We start from the raw sequence: 19,242 nt of genomic DNA, 5'->3' as shown, positions 1-19,242 counted from the left end.
GCCATGTCCGAGACGCCCGCGCACAACAGATCAGAAACCGACACACCGCAGATGGAAGACGCAAGTTTCGCCGCGATGGACCCTGCGCAACTCTTTCCGGCCAGCCATAGCACCCATCCGCCGCGCATCCTGATCCTCTACGGCTCCCTGCGTGAACACAGCTTCTCACGTCTTTCTGCCGAAGAGGCCGGACGCATCCTGACCCGTTTCGGCGCGGAGGTGAAAATCTTCGACCCGCGCGGCCTGCCCCAGCCAGATGACGCACCGCTGGACCATCCGAAAGTCGCCGAACTGCGCGATCTCGTGACATGGTGCGAAGGCATGGTCTGGTCCTCTCCCGAGCGTCACGGCGCCATGACCGGCATCATGAAAAGCCAGATCGACTGGATTCCCCTGTCCCTTGGCGGCGTGCGCCCGACACAGGGCAAGACGCTGGCGGTGATGCAGGTCTGCGGCGGATCGCAAAGCTTCAACACGGTCAACCAGTTGCGGATACTCGGGCGCTGGATGCGGCTTCTGACCATCCCGAACCAGTCCTCTGTGGCCAAGGCATGGGACGAATTCGACGCAGACGGGCGCATGAAACCCTCGCCCTATTACAACCGGATCGTCGATGTGATGGAAGAACTGGTGAAATTCACCCTGCTCACCCGCGACATCAAGGAGCACCTCGTAGACCGCTATTCGGAACGGGTGGAAAGCCGCGAGGAGCTCTCCAAACGGGTCAATCAGTCGAAGGCTGTGGGCTGAGGCCGTCTTTCGGCACAATCCGCAGCGCCCGCAAGGCGTTCAGGATCACCGCGACGTCAATGACCTCCTGCAACACCGCCCCCTGAACCGGCGTCAGATAGCCGAAACCGGCCGCAATCATCCCCGCGACCGACAGGCCGATCCCCACAACCACACTTTCCATGGCAATATGGCGCGAGCGGCGGGCAATCTCGATCCCCGGCCCCAGACGGTCCACACGATCCACCAAAAGCACAACATCGGCCGCCTCGGCAGAGGCAGCCGCTCCGCGTGCGCCCATAGCCACACCGACAGTCGCCGCCGCCAGCGCGGGAGCATCATTGACACCATCTCCCACCATCATCACTGGCCCGTTCTGACGTTCGGACAGGACCAAAAGAACCTTCTGGTCCGGCGTCAGACCGGCACGCACCCCGTCCATATCCAGCCCTTCGGTCACATGGTCGGCCACGGCGGCGCGGTCCCCTGTGGCCAGCAGAATGCGTGCAACGCCCTGTTCGCGCAGCCCTGCCAGCATCGACGCAGTTCCAAGGCGCAGCGGGTCGGCCATGACCAGATGCCCCGCCAGCCGCCCGTCTATTGCCACCGCCACCAACACTGCACCGGCCTCCAACGCGGGCATATCTTCCGCTGCCTGAGCCGCCCGCCCTGCGACGAGATCATTGCCGCCGACCACGACCTTGCGCCCGTCAACCGTGCCTTCAACCCCGGAACCGGCCACTTCCGTGACCTCGGAAGGCACCGAGAGCGCCATCCCTCGCGCCTTGGCCGCCGCAACGATGGCCTGTGCCACGGGATGTTTGGAAGCCTGATCGAGCGAGGCGGCATAGCGCAGAATGTCTTCCTCCGATGCATCGCCGCTGCGGTGGATCGAGACGATCTGCGGGCGTCCATCGGTCAGCGTGCCGGTCTTGTCGAGGATCAGCGTATGAATACGCGCCATCGCCTCCAGCGGCCCGCCGCCCTTGATCAATACCCCGAAACGCGCCGCCCGCGACAGGCCCGCCACCAGCGCCACCGGCACAGCGAGGATCAAGGGGCACGGCGTGGCCACGACCAGCACGGCCACCGCTCGGATCGGGTCGCCTGTCAGCCCCCATGCGGCCAGCGCGATCACCACGGTCACAGCGAGAAAGCCAAGCGACCAACGGTCCGCCAGTCGCGCCATCGGAGCCTTGGAGCGCTGAGCCTGCTCGACCAGCCGCACGATCCCCGCATAGGTGCTCTGACTGGCCCGACGCGCGGCAATCAGATCGAAAGGCTCGCCCGCATTGGTCGCCCCGCTCATGACCTCCGCTTCACACGCCAGACGCACAGGCAGGGATTCCCCCGTCAAAGCGGAACTGTCGAGATAGGCCGTCTTTGAGGCCACCGTGCCATCCACCGGCACCACATCGCCCTGCCGGATCAAAAGCCGGTCTGCGGGCGCGATGTCATCCAGCGGCACATCCTCCAGCGCCCCCGCCGCATAACGGTAGGCCATTCGCGGCACCCGCGACAGCAGCGCATGCATGTCACGGCGCGCACGGCCCTCGGCAAAGCTCTCAAGCACATTGCCGCCGGTATACATCACCGCCACCACAGCCGCCGCCAAGGTTTCGCCAAACCCCAGCGCGGTGGACATGGACAGGGCCGCGACAATATCCAGCCCGACCTCGCCCCGCATAAGGCTGCGCAGAATATCGACACAAAGCGCGATCAGAACCGGAAGCACCGTAATCGTCCAGACAAGGCGGGATGCCCCCTCTTGGCCGGTAAAATATAGCGCCAGCCCTGCCACGAGTCCGAGAGCCGCCGCCAGAAAGAGTGCTTTTTTCATGCGGGCGTTTCTGGCGGCGTCGTTTCGGGTATTGGTCATGCTGTTCACTTTGGCTGGGGCAAATCTGCCTTTGGCGATGTGTTGGAAATCAGCGAAGCATTTGCCCGCGCCTCAGACCGCGCATGATCTTCGCGCAAGACGTGGAGCGTGTCGAGACCTTGCCCCTGTCTGACAGCTGTCTGCGGCGGCTGAGTGTGGCTACCATGTCTGGTGCAGGCGGCGGGTCGAAATCAATCCATGAGCCAGGACTTTGCCTTCTCGAACTCGTCACTCTCGAAATATTTCGCATCAAGATCGAAGGCACGTTTACCGATCTGGACGGCCATCTCCTGCCATCCGGCATCTCCGACAATGGCGGCGCGTTCGACGCGGTCTGCATGGCCGCGGATCAGATAGAAGTGATCCCTGAGCGCCCCCAGCCCCTGCCAGCCATCGAATTTGCGAAGGTCAATCAACAGCCGAATGTCCTCATGTGCAGCAAAGAAGCGGTTCAGATCCTCGATATCATTCTCGTATTGTTCGGTGTCGAGTTTCCCCAGAAGCGACAGATGCAGCACACCATCGCCCAGATCTTCCTGCTGAATACTGCCGAGGCTTTCGCGCAGCCAGCGGCGGGCCTCCTCCAGTTCCCCCAGTTTGAAGGTCGCAACAGGACAGGGCATGAAAACCGCAAAGGCAGCGACAGACTTGGCCAGTGCGGCATTGTCAGTCACGAGTGCCACACGATCAAATCCACGCCAGTGTTTGAGGCCCACTCGCGTGTCCTGAAGCATGGCCCCCAGTGTGAAATCGGTAAATCCGGCCTCCACAACGGCCAGAAGGCGCAAGCAATCCCCGCCCGCAATGGCCTTATCAATGGCCGGAACCAGCGTCTCTTTATAGTCGCGATCGGTCACCGGAGCGGTCATCCGGATTTCCATCACGCCATGGTCACCAATATGTTGAACGTCGATCATGATAATCGTGCCTCCCATTGTGTCGCGGAAGATGGACATTAGGCCTGTCCAATGCTGCGATGCTCCGCAGACCGTAAGAGGCCCGAACACGGGCAGCACCTCATTGGCGCTTACGCTGCGGTGGACAAAGGATGCCGCATATCCCGTGTTCAGGCATTGACCTGCGTCAACCGCCGCACGGTGTTGACGCGCATCGATTTCGACAAACGGGGAAATAAAACCGGATTCCCCCTTTCTTTTCATACACCGGCTCTGGCAAGGAGGTCTCACGACCTTGGCACTTTCTTTACTTACCTTCCACGACACGGCCTCCGGCCGGAAAGGACCCACATGTTTCGATCCGCCCTTCTTGCAAGCACTGTGCTTTGCGCATCAACCCTCGGCGCAACGGCTGCACCGGATGTTTTGACCTTCGACGATCTGGAGGCATTCGAAAACCTGTTGAGCGGCTACGGTTCGGTTGAATTCGAAACGGACAGTGAGGGCGACCCGATGTTTCGCGGTCGCATCAGCGGCGTGCCTTATTCACTCTATTTCTACGGTTGCGAAGATCACAAGGATTGCAACAACGGCACTTTCGTCGCCTATTTTGACGGCGACGACTATGTGACCGACGCTAGCGTCATCAACGCCTATAACAACGGCTACCGCTTCGGCAAAGCCTCTGTCGACTCGGATGGCGATCTGGAAATCAACTATTCCTTCGCCTTCAAAGGCGGGATCACCCGTGTGGCGCTGGACGACACGTTTGACTGGTGGCGTGTGGTTCTCGAACAGGCCGAAGAGTTCTTTGAATAAGACTCACTCATCCTCGGATGCCATGACAAAGCCCTGTCGCACAAAGGCGGCGCGGGCTTTGTCGCCTGTCAGATAGCCCAGAAACTGCGTGGCGGCCTCTGTGTCCCGTCCCTTGATCAAAGCCGCCGGATAGACAATTGGCGGATGGGTCTCGGCGGGAAAGGTCGCCACCACGCTCACATCATCCTCGGCCACCGCATCAGTTGCATAGACAATGCCAAACGGCGCCTCGCCAAGCGCCACAAGCGCCAGAGCGGCACGCACATTGTCGGCCTGCGCCACTTTGGGCGCGAGATCACTCCAGAGGCCAAGACTTGTCAAAGCCGCCTTGCCGTAGATCCCCGCAGGCACCGCATCCACAAGCGCCATCGCCAGACGATCCTCGCCAAGCGCATCCGGCAGGTTCTCGACCGGCATAGCCGCAACCTCCTGCCCATGTGCAATCAGCACGATGGAATTGGTCACCAGATCAAAGCGGCTACCCTCCGCCAAGAGACCGTCCTTTTCGAGAACATCCATCCAGTCGGGATTGGCCGAGATAAAAACATCCGCAGGCGCGCCCTGTTGGATTTGACGTGCAAGCGCCGATGAGCCCGCAAGCGAAATGGCCAGATCATGCCCCGTGTCGGCTTCGAACGCCGCCTCGATCTCCGAAAGCGCATTGGTCATGCTGGCGGCGGCGAAAACCGTGACTTCATCTGCATGAAGCGCGACCGGTGCGCAAAAACTGATGAAAGTGGCAAAGATGCGGGACAAAGCGGTGGACATGGGACCTCTCTCAATATGTTTCACAAAACATATCGCATCCACGCAAAAAACAGGCAAGCGATATCTCCCTGCAAACATATTGAATTTCCCGTAAACTGAATAGGTGTGATCCGCGCATTTGCGCCTTAAACCGAAGTGTCCGCCAACAAATCGCGAATGGCGGCGATCTCATCATGACCGGCCTGCCAGACAATGCCTTCGAGCCTGCGGTAATGGGCCAGCACAGTCTCCCCCGTCTCGGTCAGAGAGGCCCCGCCGCCCTGCGCTCCGCCACGGTTCGACTGCACCAAAGGCGCACGGAAAGCCGTGTTCATCTCTTCCACCAAGGACCACGCGCGTTTGTAGCTCATCGACATGGCGCGTCCGGCAGCGGCGATGGAGCCGGTCTCGCGAATGCCCTCCAACAGATCGGCCTTGCCCGGCCCGAGTTTGAGAACATCCCCGAAATGCAGCCTGAGCCGCATACGGATATCGGCCATGCCTTCCGGCGTCGGGTTTTCAGGGCGCAGGTTCTGATCTTCACACATAGCCGGACTGTGCCCCGTCTCCGAGAGGGGCGCAAGCTCTCCCCCGCGCCTCCGGATCCCGACAGGTGCGATCACGGCCATATCCGCCTTGCTTGACCGCAAAATAGGTCAGCATCTTTAACTTTATTTCGTCACCACCCCTTTGCGCGACATTTTCTTCACGCAAACGGGTGTTTTGGTGTTGACGCCTGCTGCGGCTGCACATAATGTCGCCGCACGCAATGAAGGACCCCAACGCCATGATCGGCCACATTATTGTACTTGTAGGGAAAACGCGCATGGGCCGGTAACGGTTAACCATATTGGAACCCATGCGCCCCCGAGTAAAACCGGGGGCTTTTTTATTGCCAAAAACGTAAGTGACGCGTGAGACGGAGAGAAAAATGACACGTCAGATGACCGGAGCAAAAATGGTGGTTCAGGCCCTCAAGGATCAGGGTGTGGACACGGTATTTGGCTACCCGGGGGGCGCTGTCCTTCCGATCTACGATGAAATTTTCCAGCAAAATGACATCAAGCACGTCCTCGTGCGCCACGAACAGGCCGCCCTGCACGCCGCCGAAGGCTATGCGCGCTCGACCGGCAAGGTGGGCGTGGCGCTGGTCACATCCGGTCCGGGGGCGACCAATGCGGTCACCGGACTGACCGATGCCCTGCTTGATTCCATTCCGCTGGTGGTCTTCTCCGGTCAGGTTCCGACCTTCATGATCGGCACAGACGGCTTTCAGGAAGCCGACACCGTGGGTATCACGCGGCCCTGCACCAAACACAACTGGCTGGTGAAAGACACGGACACCCTGTCCGGCACGATCCATCAGGCCTTCCATGTTGCCACCTCCGGCCGCCCGGGTCCGGTGCTGATCGATCTGCCGAAAGACGTGCAATTCGCCGAAGGCAACTATACAGCGCCCGCGAAAATCAACGTCAGCCATTACCAGCCCCGCGTGAAAGCCTCCATCGAAGAGATCAACGGCATTGTTGACCTGCTGGAAAAAGCCGAACGCCCCGTGTTCTACACGGGCGGCGGCGTTATCAACTCCGGCACAGGGGCCTCGCAACTGCTGCGCGAACTGGTCGATGCGACGGGCTTTCCGATCACCTCCACGCTCATGGGGCTGGGTGCCTATCCGGCCTCCGGCAAAAGCTGGCTGGGGATGCTCGGAATGCATGGTCTCTACGAGGCCAATATGGCGATGCATGACTGTGACCTGATGATTAACATCGGCGCGCGTTTCGACGACCGGATCACCGGCCGGATTCAGGACTTCTCACCGCATTCCACGAAAATCCACATCGACATCGACCCCTCATCGATCAACAAAGTCATCCGCGTCGACCTGCCGGTGATCGGTGATGTGGGCCATGTTCTCGAAGATGTGCTCAAGGTCTGGAAATCGCGCGGACGCAAGACCGCCGACACCTCCGCATGGTGGAAACAGATCGATGAATGGCGCGAGGTCCGCTGTCTGACCTACAAGAATTCGGACACGATCATCAAACCGCAATACGCCCTGCAACGGCTTCAGGAGCTGACCAAGGGCATGGACCGCTACATCACCACAGAAGTCGGCCAGCACCAGATGTGGGCGGCGCAGTTTCTGGGCTTTGAAGACCCGAACCGCTGGATGACCTCAGGTGGTCTGGGCACGATGGGCTACGGTTTTCCGGCCTCCATCGGCGTGCAAATGGCGCATCCCGACAGCCTCGTCGTCAATGTCGCGGGTGAGGCAAGCTGGCTGATGAACATGCAGGAAATGGGCACGGCGATGCAATACCGCCTGCCGGTGAAACAGTTCATCCTGAACAACGAACGCCTCGGCATGGTGCGCCAGTGGCAGCAGCTTCTGCATGGCGAACGCTACTCGTCGAGCTGGTCCGAAGCCCTGCCCGATTTCGTCAAACTCGCCGAAGCCTTCGGCGCGAAGGGCATCCAGTGTTCCGACCCGAAAGATCTGGACGATGCGATCATGGAAATGATCGAATATGACGGTCCGGTAATCTTTGACTGCCTCGTCGAGAAACACGAAAACTGTTTCCCGATGATCCCGTCAGGCAAGGCCCATAACGAAATGCTTCTGGGCGATGCCTCCACCGAGGGGGCGATCAAGTCGGACGGGGCGGTTCTGGTCTGATGAAACGTTTCGGGAAATGGCTGCGCAACGCCCTCGCCGCGCTGGTCGCGACTTGGGGGCTTGCGGGGTGCATGTCTTCGGCTGATGCGGTGGATGTGTCCTCCGGCGGTTTCGACTTTGCGGTCGAGACCTCCGGCACAACCGCCACCGCGCGCAACTATCACACGGGCCGTCTCAATGTCGCAGAGCTTCAAGACGCCGCCCGCGCCGCCATTGAAACCGCGTCAGGCTGTGCCGTGCGCACGCTTGTCAAACGCGATGAAATCAACACTTTTGACGCCACGCTCGATTGCGCTGGCTAAGGGAGAGGAAAGATCATGTCTGCCCTACGTATTGAAAAAGGCTCGTCGAGCCATTCCGCCTATGACCTTCGCGACTATCATTCCGAAGTGATCGAAAAACACACGCTGGCCGTTCTGGTCGACAACGAAGCCGGTGTGCTGGCCCGCGTCATCGGGTTGTTCTCCGGACGCGGCTACAACATCGAGAGCCTTACCGTGGCCGAGGTCAACCATGACAGCCACCTGTCGCGCATCACCGTTGTGACCACCGGCACCCGTGACGTGATCGAACAGATCAAGGCGCAGGTGGGCCGCATCGTGCCCGTCCACGAGGTCCACGATCTCACCGTCGAAGGCCCCTCCATCGAGCGCGAACTGGCGCTGTTCAAGGTTCAGGGCACCGGCAACAACCGCATCGAAGCCCTGCGTCTGGCAGAAATTTTCCGCGCCAATGTGGTGGACAGCACGCTGGAGAGCTTTGTTTTCGAAATGACCGGCCCGTCGGAGAAAATCGACGCTTTTGCCGATCTCATGCGCCCGCTCGGACTGGTGGAAACCGCCCGCACCGGCGTTGCGGCTCTGGCCCGTGGCGGCAAGGGCTGACACGGCCTGCTGCGCGAGACACATCCGCGAAGATCACGACATAAAAAGGGGCCGCATTGGCCCCTTTTTCTTTGGTCAGGCGCGGTTCACACCCTCTGGCGCTCTCCCGATGCCGCCCCTCAAGACCGCTTCATTTCCGCCATGATACGGCTCTGAAGCTCATCAGGCAGGCTGTCGATTGCACCCGCAAGAGTCGCAAGCTCCTGTCGCGCCCCATGCAACTGGTCAATGAGCGAGATGACAATGGCCAGTGCCGTCTCGTCGAGATCAAGGTCATGGGACAGATCGCACAGCAGTTCCAGCCGCGCGATATCAACCTGACGGAAGACATAGCCCCTCTCATCCTGTTCCGGCCGGACCAGTTCGCCGTCGACAAAGCCCATAAGCTGGCGGCGCGTGAGCCGCGTGACGGTGGTGACAACTTCCTCTACCGTGAATCTCTGCGTCATGTGCCTGCCCCCTTCATCAAATCACCCCGCGGATCAAAGTGATGCGTCTTGCGCCATTCTGTGAAAAACTCCCGCAGACTGTCGTCGATCTCGGGCGGCGAGACGATTTTCAACTCAACCATCTGATCGCCCTTGGTTTTGCGTTTGGCATGACCGACGCCACGTCCGCGCAAGCGTAAAACCTGCCCCGAACTTGCACCTGCCGGAATCGTTAGCCCCACAGGCCCGTCAATGGTCGGGGTTGTGACCTTGGCGCCCAGAACGGCTTCGTCAATGGTAATCGGCAGCGTGATCAGAATGTCGTCGCCCTCGCGGCGGAACACCGGATGCGACCCCACAAGCACGGTGATGAGCGCGTCCCCTGCCGGACCGCCCCCATACCCCGGCGCACCTTTGCCGCGCAGCCGCAGCGTCTGGCCATCTTCGGTGCCTTGCGGGATTTTGACGGCAAGGCTGTGCCCGTCCGGCAAGGTGATCCGCGTCTCCGCTCCCTTTACGGCATCCAGAAACGGCACATTGAGCGAATAGCGCATATCCGCCCCACGCGCCGCGAATCCTTGGCCACCAAAGCCCTGCCCGCCAGTGCCTTGACCTCCTGCCCGTCCGCGATTGCGCAGGATTTCGGCAAATATATCCGCCGGATCCACATCCGGCCCGAACCCGTGCCCCTGTTGATAGGCATTGTCGGACGCGCCGGAGAAATCACGGTAATACTGGCGCTGCGGGCGCTCTGCACCAAGCCCGTCGATCTCTCCGGCGTCATAACGCGCACGGGTCTCGGGGTCTTTCAGCAGTTCATAGGCCGCGTTCACCTTTTTGAAACGCTCTTCCGCACCCGCATCATCGGGATTGAGATCGGGATGGCAGGTCCGCACCAGTTTGCGATAGGCTTTCTTGATTTCATCCGCCGTCGCGGCCTTGGTCAGGCCAAGAACTTCATATGGATCATCGGGCATCCAGGCCTCCTGTTCGCCGGGAAATGCATGTCTGTTGGACAGTGCCCAAAGGCGGGTCCAACGGATGCAAGATGCCACAGGTCAGCAGTTTCGTCCGTGATCCAAGTCAATGCGGAAACGGCCCGAGCGGCTATGCTCGCGCTTGGGTGCATGCAAGCCAAAGACAGCCCTCTGGCCCGCTTGCCGCCCTCACCTGCCCTCAGACGACCAGAACCGGAATTTCCGAGATGCTGGTCACCTTGTGGCTTACCGAGCCGAGCATGTAGCCTTCAGACGCCCCCACACCGCGCGAGCCGACCACGATCAGGTCACAGCCGTTCTGTCTGGCAAAGGTCACAATGGTGCGCGCAGATGGCCCGCCCTTGATAAATGCCTGAACCTTCGGCACCCCCAGCGTTCCGGCCAGCGCCTTGGCATGGTTCCCCACTTCACGGGCCGCAGACCTCATCGCATCGTCCAGATTGCCGCTCTCCTCCCCATGCCCACGCACCATCGAGATCGAGGCCTCAAGGATCGAGTGATGGCGATAGACCGTCAGCACGACAAGCTCCGCCCCCGTCAACTTGCACAGACCTGCGGCTTTTTCGAGAGCCGCATCCGCGCCGTTTGAGCCGTCATGCGCCAATAGAATTTTCTTGAACATGGGCGAGCCTCCTCACTTGCCAAAGGCGACATCCCGCAAAAAGAGCGCAATCTGCGGGAAAAAGATCAACAGGACCGAAACCGACAGAAGCATGGCGATGAAGGGCGGCGTGCCTTTGACAACCTCGGCATAGGGGCGTTTGAACACCGCAATCGCCGTGAAAATATCGCAACCAAAGGGCGGCGTGGCGCTGCCAATCGCGACCTGAAGCGTGATGATCGTCCCGACCAGAACCGGATCCAGCCCGACCGACTGCACCACGGGGGCAAAGATCGGCACAAGGATCAGGATCACCACGATCGGGTCCACGAACATACAGCCGACGAAAAAGGCGATGGAGATGGTAAAGAGTACACCATACTGGCCCATCTCGTTGATGCCGATACTGCCCAACACCTGCTGCGGGATTTGCGCAAAGCTGATGACATAGGAAAACGCCGCACCGGCCCCCACGAGGATAAAGACCACCGCCGTGATCAGCCCCGTCGATTTGGCCGTGGCGTAGAGCTGTTGGACACTCATCTCCCGAAAGATGCCCATTTCGAGCAAAAGCGCATAGAGCACACAGGCCGCTGCCGCTTCTGTCGGGGAAAAGATGCCGCCATAGATGCCACCGACAATGATCACCGGAAAGCCCAGCGGCCAGAGAGCGCGCCGGATGGCACGTCCCCGCGCGGCCCATGAGGCCTTGGGTTCGGTCGGCACGTTGTTGCGCACGGCATAGATGTAGGAATAGATCGAGAACAGCAGAAGGATCAAAAGCCCCGGCCCGATCCCTGCGATGAACAACTCGGAAATCGAGGTGCCGGACACCACGCCGTAGATGATCATGCCGATGGAGGGCGGGATCAGAAAGGCGATGTCGGAGGCGTTGACGATCAGCGCCAGCACGAAACTGTCCTTGTATCCGGCCTTGATCATCCGCGGACGCAGCGGCCCCCCGACCGCCACCACCGTGGCCTGTGTCGAGCCGGAGACCGCGCCGAAAAGTGTGCAGGCGGCGGCTGTTGTCACCGCAAGCCCGCCTTTGAGATGACCGACGAAACTCATGACGAGATCAATCAGACGGTTGGCCGACTGTCCACGTGTCATGATATCGGCGGCAAAGATGAACATGGGCACGGCAATCAGGCTGGCGGGCTGAATGCCCCCCAGAATTTGCTGCACCATCGTGTCCAACTGGCCGAAGCCTTGGAACAGGGTGACGAAACCGATGAGCGAGCCGGCGATCAGCGGGATCATCATCGGAAAGCCAAGCAGGAGAAGCACGATCATGGTGCCGAAAATTGCGAGAGCCATGGCTCAGACCTCCTCTGCATCGTCGTTGGAATAGCCTTCCAGCGTGCTCGTCGAGAGCCAGATGTCCTTGTGGATGCAATTCTTGATCGCCGTGAGCGCGTATTGCAGGCCCGTCAGGAAAAATCCCAAAGGTGCCCAGACAATGATCCACCAGACAGGGATTTTCAGCGCGGGCAAAAGACGGCCACGCGCGGCCTGTGCCAGTACATAATCCACCGCATACCACGCCAGCATGAACATCGCCGCGGAGGTCACAACGGCAATCACCACCATCAGCACCTTGCGCATCGGCGGGTTGAGCGCATCGAAAAAGGCCGACATACGGATATGACGACCGTGGCGCGCGGCATAGGAAATCCCCGCGAAAGTGATCAGCACGATCAGTGCGCGATTGATTTCTTCGGAAAAGAACAGGCTTTGCCCGAAGACAAACCGCCCGACCACATTGGCCATTGTATTGAGCGCCATCAGCAACACGCCAAGCGCCAGAAGCACCGCCTCGATCCGCGCGACCCCGCCGTCGATCACACCGAGAATGCCGGGCAGACCGGACACATAGCTGGAATCGTCGATATCTTCGTCAATGGGCGAGGCTGCCAGTGCAGTCAGGAGTTCAGGCTCCCCTTTCGGGGCGTCATCTTTGTCAGGCGTCACGAGCACATCCCTGTGTGATATTTTCGGGAAAACGGGTCACGCCGCAGGCAAACGACCCGACCCTTTCCGTATCGACCGCCGAAGCACAGGTGCGCAGCCCGTGCTCCGGCGATGCGTTTATTGCGCCGCAGCCAGATCGGCTTTGAGCTGTTCAAGGATTGCCCCGGCCTGATCGCCACCGATCTTGAGGAATTCCTCCTCCACCGAAGCCGCCGTAGCCTTGAACGGCGCGCGCTGTTCCTCGGTCAGGGTGGTGATGGTCATGGAAGGCTTGGCCTCCATCACTTTGGCCAGCGAGGCGTCGGTCAGCCCCTCCTGATAGGCGATGATATAGTCGAACGCCGCATCAATCGCATTGGTGACCAAGCTCTTGTCCTCGTCCGACAGACCGTCAAAGAACTCCTTGTTCGCCATCACAGCGGTGGTGAAGTTGTTGTGACCGGTGCGGGTGATGTGATCCGTCACCTCATACATTTTCGTCGACTCGATGTAGAAGGCGGGGTTTTCCTGACCCTGAATGATACCGGTCTGAAGCGCACCGTAGACCTCCCCCCACGGCAGCGGTGTCGGCGTGGCGCCAAAGGCCTTGTAGCTCTCCACCAGAAGCGGGTTGGTCATCACGCGGAATTTCACCTCGTCGAGATCCTCCGGCCCCGCGACCGCCTCTGTGGTGGTCATCATGACCTCGCCCTCGGGGAACATAGTCAGAAGCTCCAGCCCCTGCTCGGCATAGAGCGGCGGGAACATCTCGTTGATGGCTTTCGAGTCCTCGAAGAACGTCGCCAGCGTCGCCGTGTCCTGCGGTAGCAGATAAGGCACAAAGAACACCTGCGCCTCGGGGATCAGCGCGCCGGTAAAGCCCGGAGACTGGTCCACGAATTGCAAAATACCCGACTGGGTCTGCTCCATAATGCTGTCGGACTCGCCCAGCGTGCCGAACGGGAAAAGCTGGATTTCGTGATCGGAATTGGCTTCGATCTCTTCCTTGAACTTCTGGGCGAACTTGCCCTGAACCTCTTCCATCGCCTCTTCGAAAGCGTAGCGCCAAGTGTCGGCCATGGCGCTACCGGTGCCAAGCAGCAAGGCCATAGCACTGGTGGCGAAGAACTTTTGATATGACATTAAACGTATCCCCTGTTGTCATGCCCGAAACCGCCCTCTCTTGGCGGCGGGCGTATTTTCATGCCGCAAATGTTTGCAACTCCCTGCAAACGCGGCTCTCCCGAAACCTCTGGGGCTGGGGAATACAAGTCAATATTTATATTGAACCATGACAATTTGAGGCCAGCGGGGATGCGCCAGACAGAGGCTTGATGCTAAAATTCCGGCACAACTTTAGCGAGAGTGCGCAAGGCACGCTCCAGATCACGCCGTCCCCCTGCCCCCAGACAGAGCCGCACAGCAGGGCGATGATCCGACACGGCGAATCCCGCGCCCGCCGCCACGGCGACATTCTGTTCCATCGCACGGCGCATGAATGTGTCCTCTTCCATCTCCGGCGGCAGGTGCAGCCAGCGGTGCAGATTGTGCAATCCCCCCTCACAACGCGGCCCCAGAATGGACTGCGCCAGGCGGTTGCGCGCGGCCAGCTCGACCCGATGCGCAGCCAGAATCCTGTCCGCCGTGCCGCGCTCGATCCAGTCCCGCGCGATCTCCGCAATCAGCGGCGTGGCCATCCAGGAGGTCGAAAGGTGGCGGCTGGTGACATGTTCGAACAATCCCTCCGGCATCACCAGAAACCCGAGCCGCAATCCCGGCGAGAGGCATTTGGTCAGCCCCGTGAAATAGAACCCCTGTCGCGGAACAAGGCCGCAAATCGGCGGTGAACGCCGCGCTGGCAAAGGGCCGAGCGGATCGCTCTCCAGCACCGTCAGACCGGTCTCAAGCGCCGCTTTCGCCAGAGCATCCCGCCGCGCCTTGTCCATGACACGCGGGTTGGGTCCGGCCCCTGCGGGCATGAGAAACACGGCCTTCATCTGGCCGGCGGACTCTTCCGCCGCCGCCACCAGCGCCTCGGGGATCATCCCGCGCTCGTCACAGGCAATCCCCTGCAGTTGCAGGTTCAAAAGACGCGCCGACTGGATGAGCGTGTGGGTGGTCAGGCCCTCGGTGGCAATAATGTCGCCGGGGATCAGCGCCGAGGACAGGGCGACAAACATCGCGGGCGTCACCCCGTTGGTGATCAGAACGCGCCGCTTGCCCACCACAAGCCCACAGCGCGCCAGCCACCCTGTCGCCATATCGGCATAGCGTTCGGCAATCTGTTCGGGGCGCAGTTCGTGGATGATCTCCGGCCCCAAATGGCCCGACATACGCGACAGGCTCTCCGCCCAAGCCTGCTCCATCTCCGGCAAGGCCACAGGTGTCATGATCGAAAGATCGAAACGGGGCAGCGCGGCGGCGGTGCTATGCCACGGTGTCTCCAGACTGTCCGGCGGCAGGGAATTGACGAATGTCCCCCGCCCCACCTCACCGACCACAAGATCAGCGCGGATCAACTCCTCATAGGCGCGGCTCACGGTTTGCACAGAGACATCCAGCTCCCACGCCAGTTGCCGGTGGGTGGGCAGACGGTCGCCCGTGCGCAAATTGCCCGCGCTGATGGCCGCAGCAATCGCCTGCGCGAGACTGCGGTAAGCCGGACGGGTGATATCTTCGGGGGTCAGAGGCCAATGCGACATGGTGCAACACAAAACCCCGCACGCGCCGCTTTGTCCAGAGCACGGATGCGCCTGCCGCCGGGCCTCATCATTTGATCATACGTGCAAAACTCAGCGAGATATGACTGCGTCGCATATGCCCCACCGCATCGAGATCGCCCAGCTTGAGCGCCTCCAGAATATCACGCACTTCGCGCGCATAGACCTCGATCTCCTGCATCAGGTCGATCTTGGAGGCCGTCACCTGTTGCAGCCATATCCGCGCCGTGCGGAAATACAGCCGTTTGGACATGGTGCGCAGCGGCGTGTTGGCAGTCAGCTCCAGCAAGGTCAGAAACATATCGCGGTCGAGTGTTGAAAACGCCTTGGCCGATGGCGCGGTTTTGAGCGCCTCCGCACGCGCCAGAAGCGCCTCGACCCGTGCGAGATAGACAGCGTCCGGCGGAGCCACATCCAGAGAGGTCTGCAAAAGCACAAGCTCCTTGCGCAAGCGGTAGACCTGCGCCAGTTCCTCCATCTCGATATCGGTGACCATCGTGCCGACACCATGAACGGATGTCACCAGCCCCTCGTCCTCAAGCCGCGCCAGAACGCGGCGCAAGGGCGTGCGGGAAATGCCGAATTCCTCGGCCAGTTCCACCTCGGAGAGCTTCTCCCCCGGCGGATATTCCAACAGGCAAATCCGGTTGCGGATGTCTGCGTGAATCCTGTCGAACCGGTCCCGCGCCGTCAGTGGACCGTCGCGGGTCTCCGTCACGTCATCGTCCACCATAGCTGTCTCCCAACCGTTCCAGCATGGCCATAGACTGACCAAGCTGATCGAGCGTAACATATTCGTCGGGCTTGTGAGCCTGGTCAATGGCACCGGGGCCACAAATCACCGCCGACATGCCGATCTGCTGGAATAATCCCGCTTCAGTGGCAAAAGGCACAAGATCTGCGCGGTTTGCCCCCGTCAGGCAAAAGGCAAGATCACGCGCGGCATTTTCCTGCATCGGCACAAGCCCCGCCACCTCGCCGATCACCTCGGTGGAAATTTCGGCCTGCTGTGCCACCTGCCGCATCTCCGGTAACAGCACATCCGCGACATAGCGGGCAATCTCGCGCCGGACAAAATCGTGATCCTCCCAAACCACGGGGCGCATTTCCCACTCCAGCACCGCCTTGCCCGCTATCACATTATGCGCATGACCGCCCTTGAGCGCACCGATGTTGAGCGTGGTATAGGGCGGATCAAACCGCGAGCCTTCGGGACAGCGCGCAATCAAGGCACGACGCAGTTCCAGAAGCCGGTTGATATAACGCGCCGCATATTCCACCGCATTCACGCCTTTGTCCGGCACGGAGCCATGCCCTTCGGCCCCCGTGAATGTCACCGTATATTCGCAACATCCCTTGTGGCCTTCGATCACCTGCATATTGGTCGGCTCACCGATCAGCGCCATCGCCGGACGGACCTCGCGCCCGCGCAACACCTCAACGAGTGAGCGTGCACCGAGACAGCCGACCTCTTCGTCATGGGTGAAGGCAAAATGGATCGGACGGGTTCGCGCCGCCTGCGTGAGCACATCAAGCTTGGCCAGACAGGTGGCGATGAAGCCCTTCATATCGCATGTGCCGCGCCCGTAGAGCCGCCCGTCGCGCTCGACCATCTCGAAAGGATCACTGCTCCACGGCTGATCCTCGACGGGCACCACATCCGTATGCCCCGACAAAACCAGCCCGCCGGAGCCATCGGGGCCAAGGGTTGCAAAGAGATTGGCCTTTTGCCCGCTTTGATCCTCCAGAACCTCAACCCGCGCACCGGCCTCCTCCAGCCGCTCCGCAATATAGGCAATCGCCCCCAGATTGCTCTGTGAGGACACGCTCGGAAAGGCCACCAGATCGCCCAGAATGTCACGGCAACGCGCAAGATCGGACATGGTCAGTCTTTCACATAGAGTTTGCGTGGCACGTTACACAGGGTCTCCGCCGGACCGTCCTCGCGGATCAGGATGGTCTCGGTGGTCTCCATGCCCCAGCCGTCCATCCACAGTCCCGGCATGAAGTGAAACGTCATCCCCGGTTCCAGCACCGTCTCGTCAAAGGCCCGCAGCGACACTGTGTGCTCGCCCCAATCCGGCGGATAGGACAGGCCCACCGCATAGCCGCAGCGGTTCGGACGCTCGATCCCGACCTTGAGCAATTCCGCGTCCAGCGCACGGGCAATGTCACAGGCGCGGTTGCCCGCACGGGCCACTTCGATCCCCGCGTTCAACCCTTCGGTCAGCGCCTCCGCCGCGTCCGTCATAAACCCCGGCGGCTTGCCGAAAAAGATCGTCCGGCACAAAGGCGCGTGGTAGCGGCGGTAACAGCCCGACTGTTCGATAAAGGTCGCCTCCCCGCTTTTCAGCGCCTCGCCATTCCACGTCAGATGCGGCGCGGAGGCATCCGCCCCCGAGGGCAAAAGCGGCACAATCGCGGGATAATCCCCCCAGCTGTCATCTTCGCCCTGCACAGAAGTCTTGAACAGCTCGCCCACCAGATCGTGCTTGCGCATCCCCGGCTCGGCCAGCTCCATCGCGCGTTCGATCACAAGCTCCGAAATCCGTGCCGCGCGGCGCATGAAGCCCAGTTCTTCGGGGGATTTGACCAACCGGTTCCAGTTCACCAATGTCGAGGCGTCCACAAACTCGGCCTCCGGCAGACCCTCTGCCAGAACAGCAAAGGCGCGGGCGGTGAAGTAATAGGTCTCCATCTCCACCCCGATCCGCTTGTCACCATAGCCCATGATCCGCAGATGCGAGGCAAGGTCTTCCATCGGGTGCATGTCGGTCGCCTGAATATAGCGATCGGCGTAGTGGAAAATCCGGTCATCCTCCATCCAGACCGTGCGCTTGGCACCATTGGCGTCCTGCATCCGGCCCCACCAGATCGGATCATCCTCCAGAGACAGGATCACCCCCTGATGCACATAGAAGGACCAGCCATCATAACCGGTCAGCCAGTTCTGGTTGGACGGGTTGGTGATGAACAGAACATCAATTCCTGCCTGAACCATCGCCTCGCGGGTCAGCCGGATGCGTCTGTCATATTCGGCGCGGGAGAACGGGGCGTTTTCTATCGGCATGGCTCACCTATTGTATACAACTTTTGTTTTTATATCTGCGCGGGCCGTAAGCTAGGCGTCAAAATACCCCTATCTTAAGACACAATTCTTGACATACAGGCGATTCACCCGCCTGTTGTGCACATCATCTGACGTGCCGCCTTTTGCCGCGTCAATCAAAATCAACAGGAGCCTCTGTGAAATCGCCATCACCCTCCCCAACTGCCGCCTCTTTGATCGCCCGCCACATGGCCGCGCAATTCGGGGATGCAAGCAGGGTCATTTCGACGTAAGCCTGTCTCATGATCAAACTCGACGCCCGTGATTTCGACATTCTACGCGTTCTGGCCCGTGAGGGCCGGATCTCCAAATCCGCGCTGGCCGAGAAAATCGGCCTGTCGCCCACCCCCGCTTGGGAGCGGCTGAAGAAACTGGAAAACGCCGGTTTGATCGACGGCTACCGCGCAGAGATCAACCTGCGCAAACTGGGGCCATCGGTCACGGTCTTTGTCGCCGCCGAACTGGCCGATCACACTCAGGCCTCATTCCAGACTTTTGAGGCCTCACTTCAGGCGCATGAGGAAATCGTCGCCTGCTGGGCGCTGGGCGGCGGGTTCGACTACCTGTTGCAGATCGTCACCCGCGACATTGACGCCTATCAACGTCTGATCGACACGCTGCTGGACGCCCGCATCGGCATCGCACGCTATTTCACCTATATCGTCACCAAACAGGTCAAAGGGGGCGGCCCGCCGCCGCTGGGCCTGTTTATGGACGACAACGCATAGGCGGAGCACCCGCGCAGTCCAAACGGACTACGCCGCCGAAAAATTCAGACCGATTTTCCGCTCATAACAGC

The 19,242-nt window shown here is 60.5% G+C and carries 21 protein-coding genes; 6 read left to right on the top strand and 15 right to left on the bottom strand.

What is annotated here, in order from left to right:
* The first annotated feature begins 51 nt into the window (after positions 1 to 51).
* Positions 52 to 750, top strand: coding sequence for an arsenical resistance protein ArsH (gene arsH, locus BM152_RS04635; RefSeq protein WP_139222471.1), 699 nt, complete (start codon positions 52 to 54; stop codon positions 748 to 750).
* Here the strand turns inward: arsH and BM152_RS04630 are convergent.
* Entirely contained in the window at positions 725 to 2,608 is a 1,884-nt protein-coding gene (locus BM152_RS04630) for a heavy metal translocating P-type ATPase (RefSeq protein WP_066608077.1), read from the bottom strand. The genes arsH and BM152_RS04630 overlap by 26 nt on opposite strands.
* A 191-nt stretch (positions 2,609 to 2,799) precedes the next feature.
* Positions 2,800 to 3,768 carry a SpoIIAA family protein gene (locus tag BM152_RS04625; protein ID WP_066608074.1) on the bottom strand — a complete coding sequence of 323 codons (969 nt, stop codon included), beginning with the start codon at positions 3,766 to 3,768 and terminating at the stop codon, positions 2,800 to 2,802.
* An 87-nt stretch (positions 3,769 to 3,855) separates the two neighbouring features.
* Here BM152_RS04625 and BM152_RS19210 point away from each other — a divergent pair, with 87 nt between their 5' ends.
* On the top strand, positions 3,856 to 4,323 hold the full coding sequence (locus BM152_RS19210) for a YbjN domain-containing protein (protein ID WP_066608071.1): 468 nt from the start codon (positions 3,856 to 3,858) through the stop codon (positions 4,321 to 4,323).
* A gap of 3 nt (positions 4,324 to 4,326) precedes the next feature.
* Here the strand turns inward: BM152_RS19210 and modA are convergent, their stop codons facing one another.
* Positions 4,327 to 5,091 carry a molybdate ABC transporter substrate-binding protein gene (modA, locus tag BM152_RS04615; protein WP_066608069.1) on the bottom strand — a complete coding sequence of 255 codons (765 nt, stop codon included), beginning with the start codon at positions 5,089 to 5,091 and terminating at the stop codon, positions 4,327 to 4,329.
* A 125-nt stretch (positions 5,092 to 5,216) separates the two neighbouring features.
* The gene (locus BM152_RS04610; protein ID WP_414835861.1) at positions 5,217 to 5,699 is read right to left on the bottom strand and encodes a winged helix-turn-helix domain-containing protein; all 483 of its coding nucleotides are present in this window, start codon (positions 5,697 to 5,699) and stop codon (positions 5,217 to 5,219) included.
* Between the two features lie 302 nt (positions 5,700 to 6,001).
* On the opposite strand from BM152_RS04610, the gene BM152_RS04605 reads away from it, so the two are divergent.
* The 3 genes from BM152_RS04605 to ilvN are packed head-to-tail and all read left to right on the top strand — an operon-like array spanning position 6,002 to position 8,634.
* Positions 6,002 to 7,750 (top strand): acetolactate synthase 3 large subunit, encoded by a 1,749-nt coding sequence (locus BM152_RS04605; RefSeq protein ID WP_066608066.1) that lies wholly within the window; start codon positions 6,002 to 6,004, stop codon positions 7,748 to 7,750.
* Positions 7,750 to 8,052, top strand: coding sequence for a hypothetical protein (locus BM152_RS04600; protein ID WP_066608063.1), 303 nt, complete (start codon positions 7,750 to 7,752; stop codon positions 8,050 to 8,052). The genes BM152_RS04605 and BM152_RS04600 overlap by 1 nt, the downstream gene beginning before the upstream one ends.
* A 15-nt stretch (positions 8,053 to 8,067) precedes the next feature.
* The gene (gene ilvN / locus BM152_RS04595) at positions 8,068 to 8,634 is read left to right on the top strand and encodes an acetolactate synthase small subunit (RefSeq protein WP_066608060.1); all 567 of its coding nucleotides are present in this window, start codon (positions 8,068 to 8,070) and stop codon (positions 8,632 to 8,634) included.
* A 119-nt stretch (positions 8,635 to 8,753) separates the two neighbouring features.
* Here the strand turns inward: ilvN and BM152_RS04590 are convergent, their stop codons facing one another.
* From BM152_RS04590 to BM152_RS19610, 11 genes are all read right to left on the bottom strand, one after another.
* Positions 8,754 to 9,083 carry a chaperone modulator CbpM gene (locus tag BM152_RS04590; protein ID WP_066608058.1) on the bottom strand — a complete coding sequence of 110 codons (330 nt, stop codon included), beginning with the start codon at positions 9,081 to 9,083 and terminating at the stop codon, positions 8,754 to 8,756.
* On the bottom strand, positions 9,080 to 10,039 hold the full coding sequence (locus tag BM152_RS04585) for a DnaJ C-terminal domain-containing protein (protein ID WP_066608055.1): 960 nt from the start codon (positions 10,037 to 10,039) through the stop codon (positions 9,080 to 9,082). Before BM152_RS04585 ends, BM152_RS04590 begins: the two co-directional genes overlap by 4 nt.
* Before the next feature lie 199 nt (positions 10,040 to 10,238).
* Positions 10,239 to 10,682 carry a universal stress protein gene (locus BM152_RS04580; RefSeq protein ID WP_066608053.1) on the bottom strand — a complete coding sequence of 148 codons (444 nt, stop codon included), beginning with the start codon at positions 10,680 to 10,682 and terminating at the stop codon, positions 10,239 to 10,241.
* Positions 10,683 to 10,694: 12 nt separating this feature from the next.
* Complete coding sequence (locus tag BM152_RS04575; protein WP_066608051.1) at positions 10,695 to 11,981, bottom strand: TRAP transporter large permease; 1,287 nt, start codon at positions 11,979 to 11,981, stop codon at positions 10,695 to 10,697.
* Positions 11,982 to 11,984: 3 nt separating this feature from the next.
* Positions 11,985 to 12,581: a TRAP transporter small permease gene (locus BM152_RS04570; protein WP_414835863.1), complete on the bottom strand. Its 597-nt coding sequence runs from the start codon at positions 12,579 to 12,581 to the stop codon at positions 11,985 to 11,987.
* Positions 12,582 to 12,752: 171 nt separating this feature from the next.
* Complete coding sequence (gene dctP, locus BM152_RS04565) at positions 12,753 to 13,757, bottom strand: TRAP transporter substrate-binding protein DctP (RefSeq protein WP_066608049.1); 1,005 nt, start codon at positions 13,755 to 13,757, stop codon at positions 12,753 to 12,755.
* Positions 13,758 to 13,951: 194 nt separating this feature from the next.
* Positions 13,952 to 15,316: a MocR-like ectoine utilization transcription factor EhuR gene (ehuR, locus tag BM152_RS04560; protein WP_066608047.1), complete on the bottom strand. Its 1,365-nt coding sequence runs from the start codon at positions 15,314 to 15,316 to the stop codon at positions 13,952 to 13,954.
* A gap of 67 nt (positions 15,317 to 15,383) precedes the next feature.
* Positions 15,384 to 16,067 (bottom strand): GntR family transcriptional regulator, encoded by a 684-nt coding sequence (locus tag BM152_RS04555; RefSeq protein WP_066608046.1) that lies wholly within the window; start codon positions 16,065 to 16,067, stop codon positions 15,384 to 15,386.
* Positions 16,054 to 17,217, bottom strand: coding sequence for an acetylornithine deacetylase (argE, locus tag BM152_RS04550; protein ID WP_066608041.1), 1,164 nt, complete (start codon positions 17,215 to 17,217; stop codon positions 16,054 to 16,056). Before argE ends, BM152_RS04555 begins: the two co-directional genes overlap by 14 nt.
* A gap of 2 nt (positions 17,218 to 17,219) precedes the next feature.
* Positions 17,220 to 18,404, bottom strand: coding sequence for a M24 family metallopeptidase (locus BM152_RS04545; protein ID WP_066608036.1), 1,185 nt, complete (start codon positions 18,402 to 18,404; stop codon positions 17,220 to 17,222).
* Between the two features lie 151 nt (positions 18,405 to 18,555).
* Positions 18,556 to 18,687 (bottom strand): hypothetical protein, encoded by a 132-nt coding sequence (locus BM152_RS19610; RefSeq protein WP_269446563.1) that lies wholly within the window; start codon positions 18,685 to 18,687, stop codon positions 18,556 to 18,558.
* A gap of 1 nt (position 18,688) precedes the next feature.
* Here BM152_RS19610 and BM152_RS04540 point away from each other — a divergent pair, with 1 nt between their 5' ends.
* Positions 18,689 to 19,171: an Lrp/AsnC family transcriptional regulator gene (locus BM152_RS04540; RefSeq protein WP_066608170.1), complete on the top strand. Its 483-nt coding sequence runs from the start codon at positions 18,689 to 18,691 to the stop codon at positions 19,169 to 19,171.
* The last annotated feature ends 71 nt before the right edge of the window (positions 19,172 to 19,242 follow it).

Origin of the sequence: Celeribacter halophilus, assembly GCF_900114135.1 — a bacterium.
GTDB classification, from domain to species: Bacteria; Pseudomonadota; Alphaproteobacteria; order Rhodobacterales; family Rhodobacteraceae; genus Celeribacter; species Celeribacter halophilus.
The sequence above is the reverse complement of the archived record's forward strand: the minus strand, read 5'-3'. Positions and strand labels throughout refer to the sequence as shown.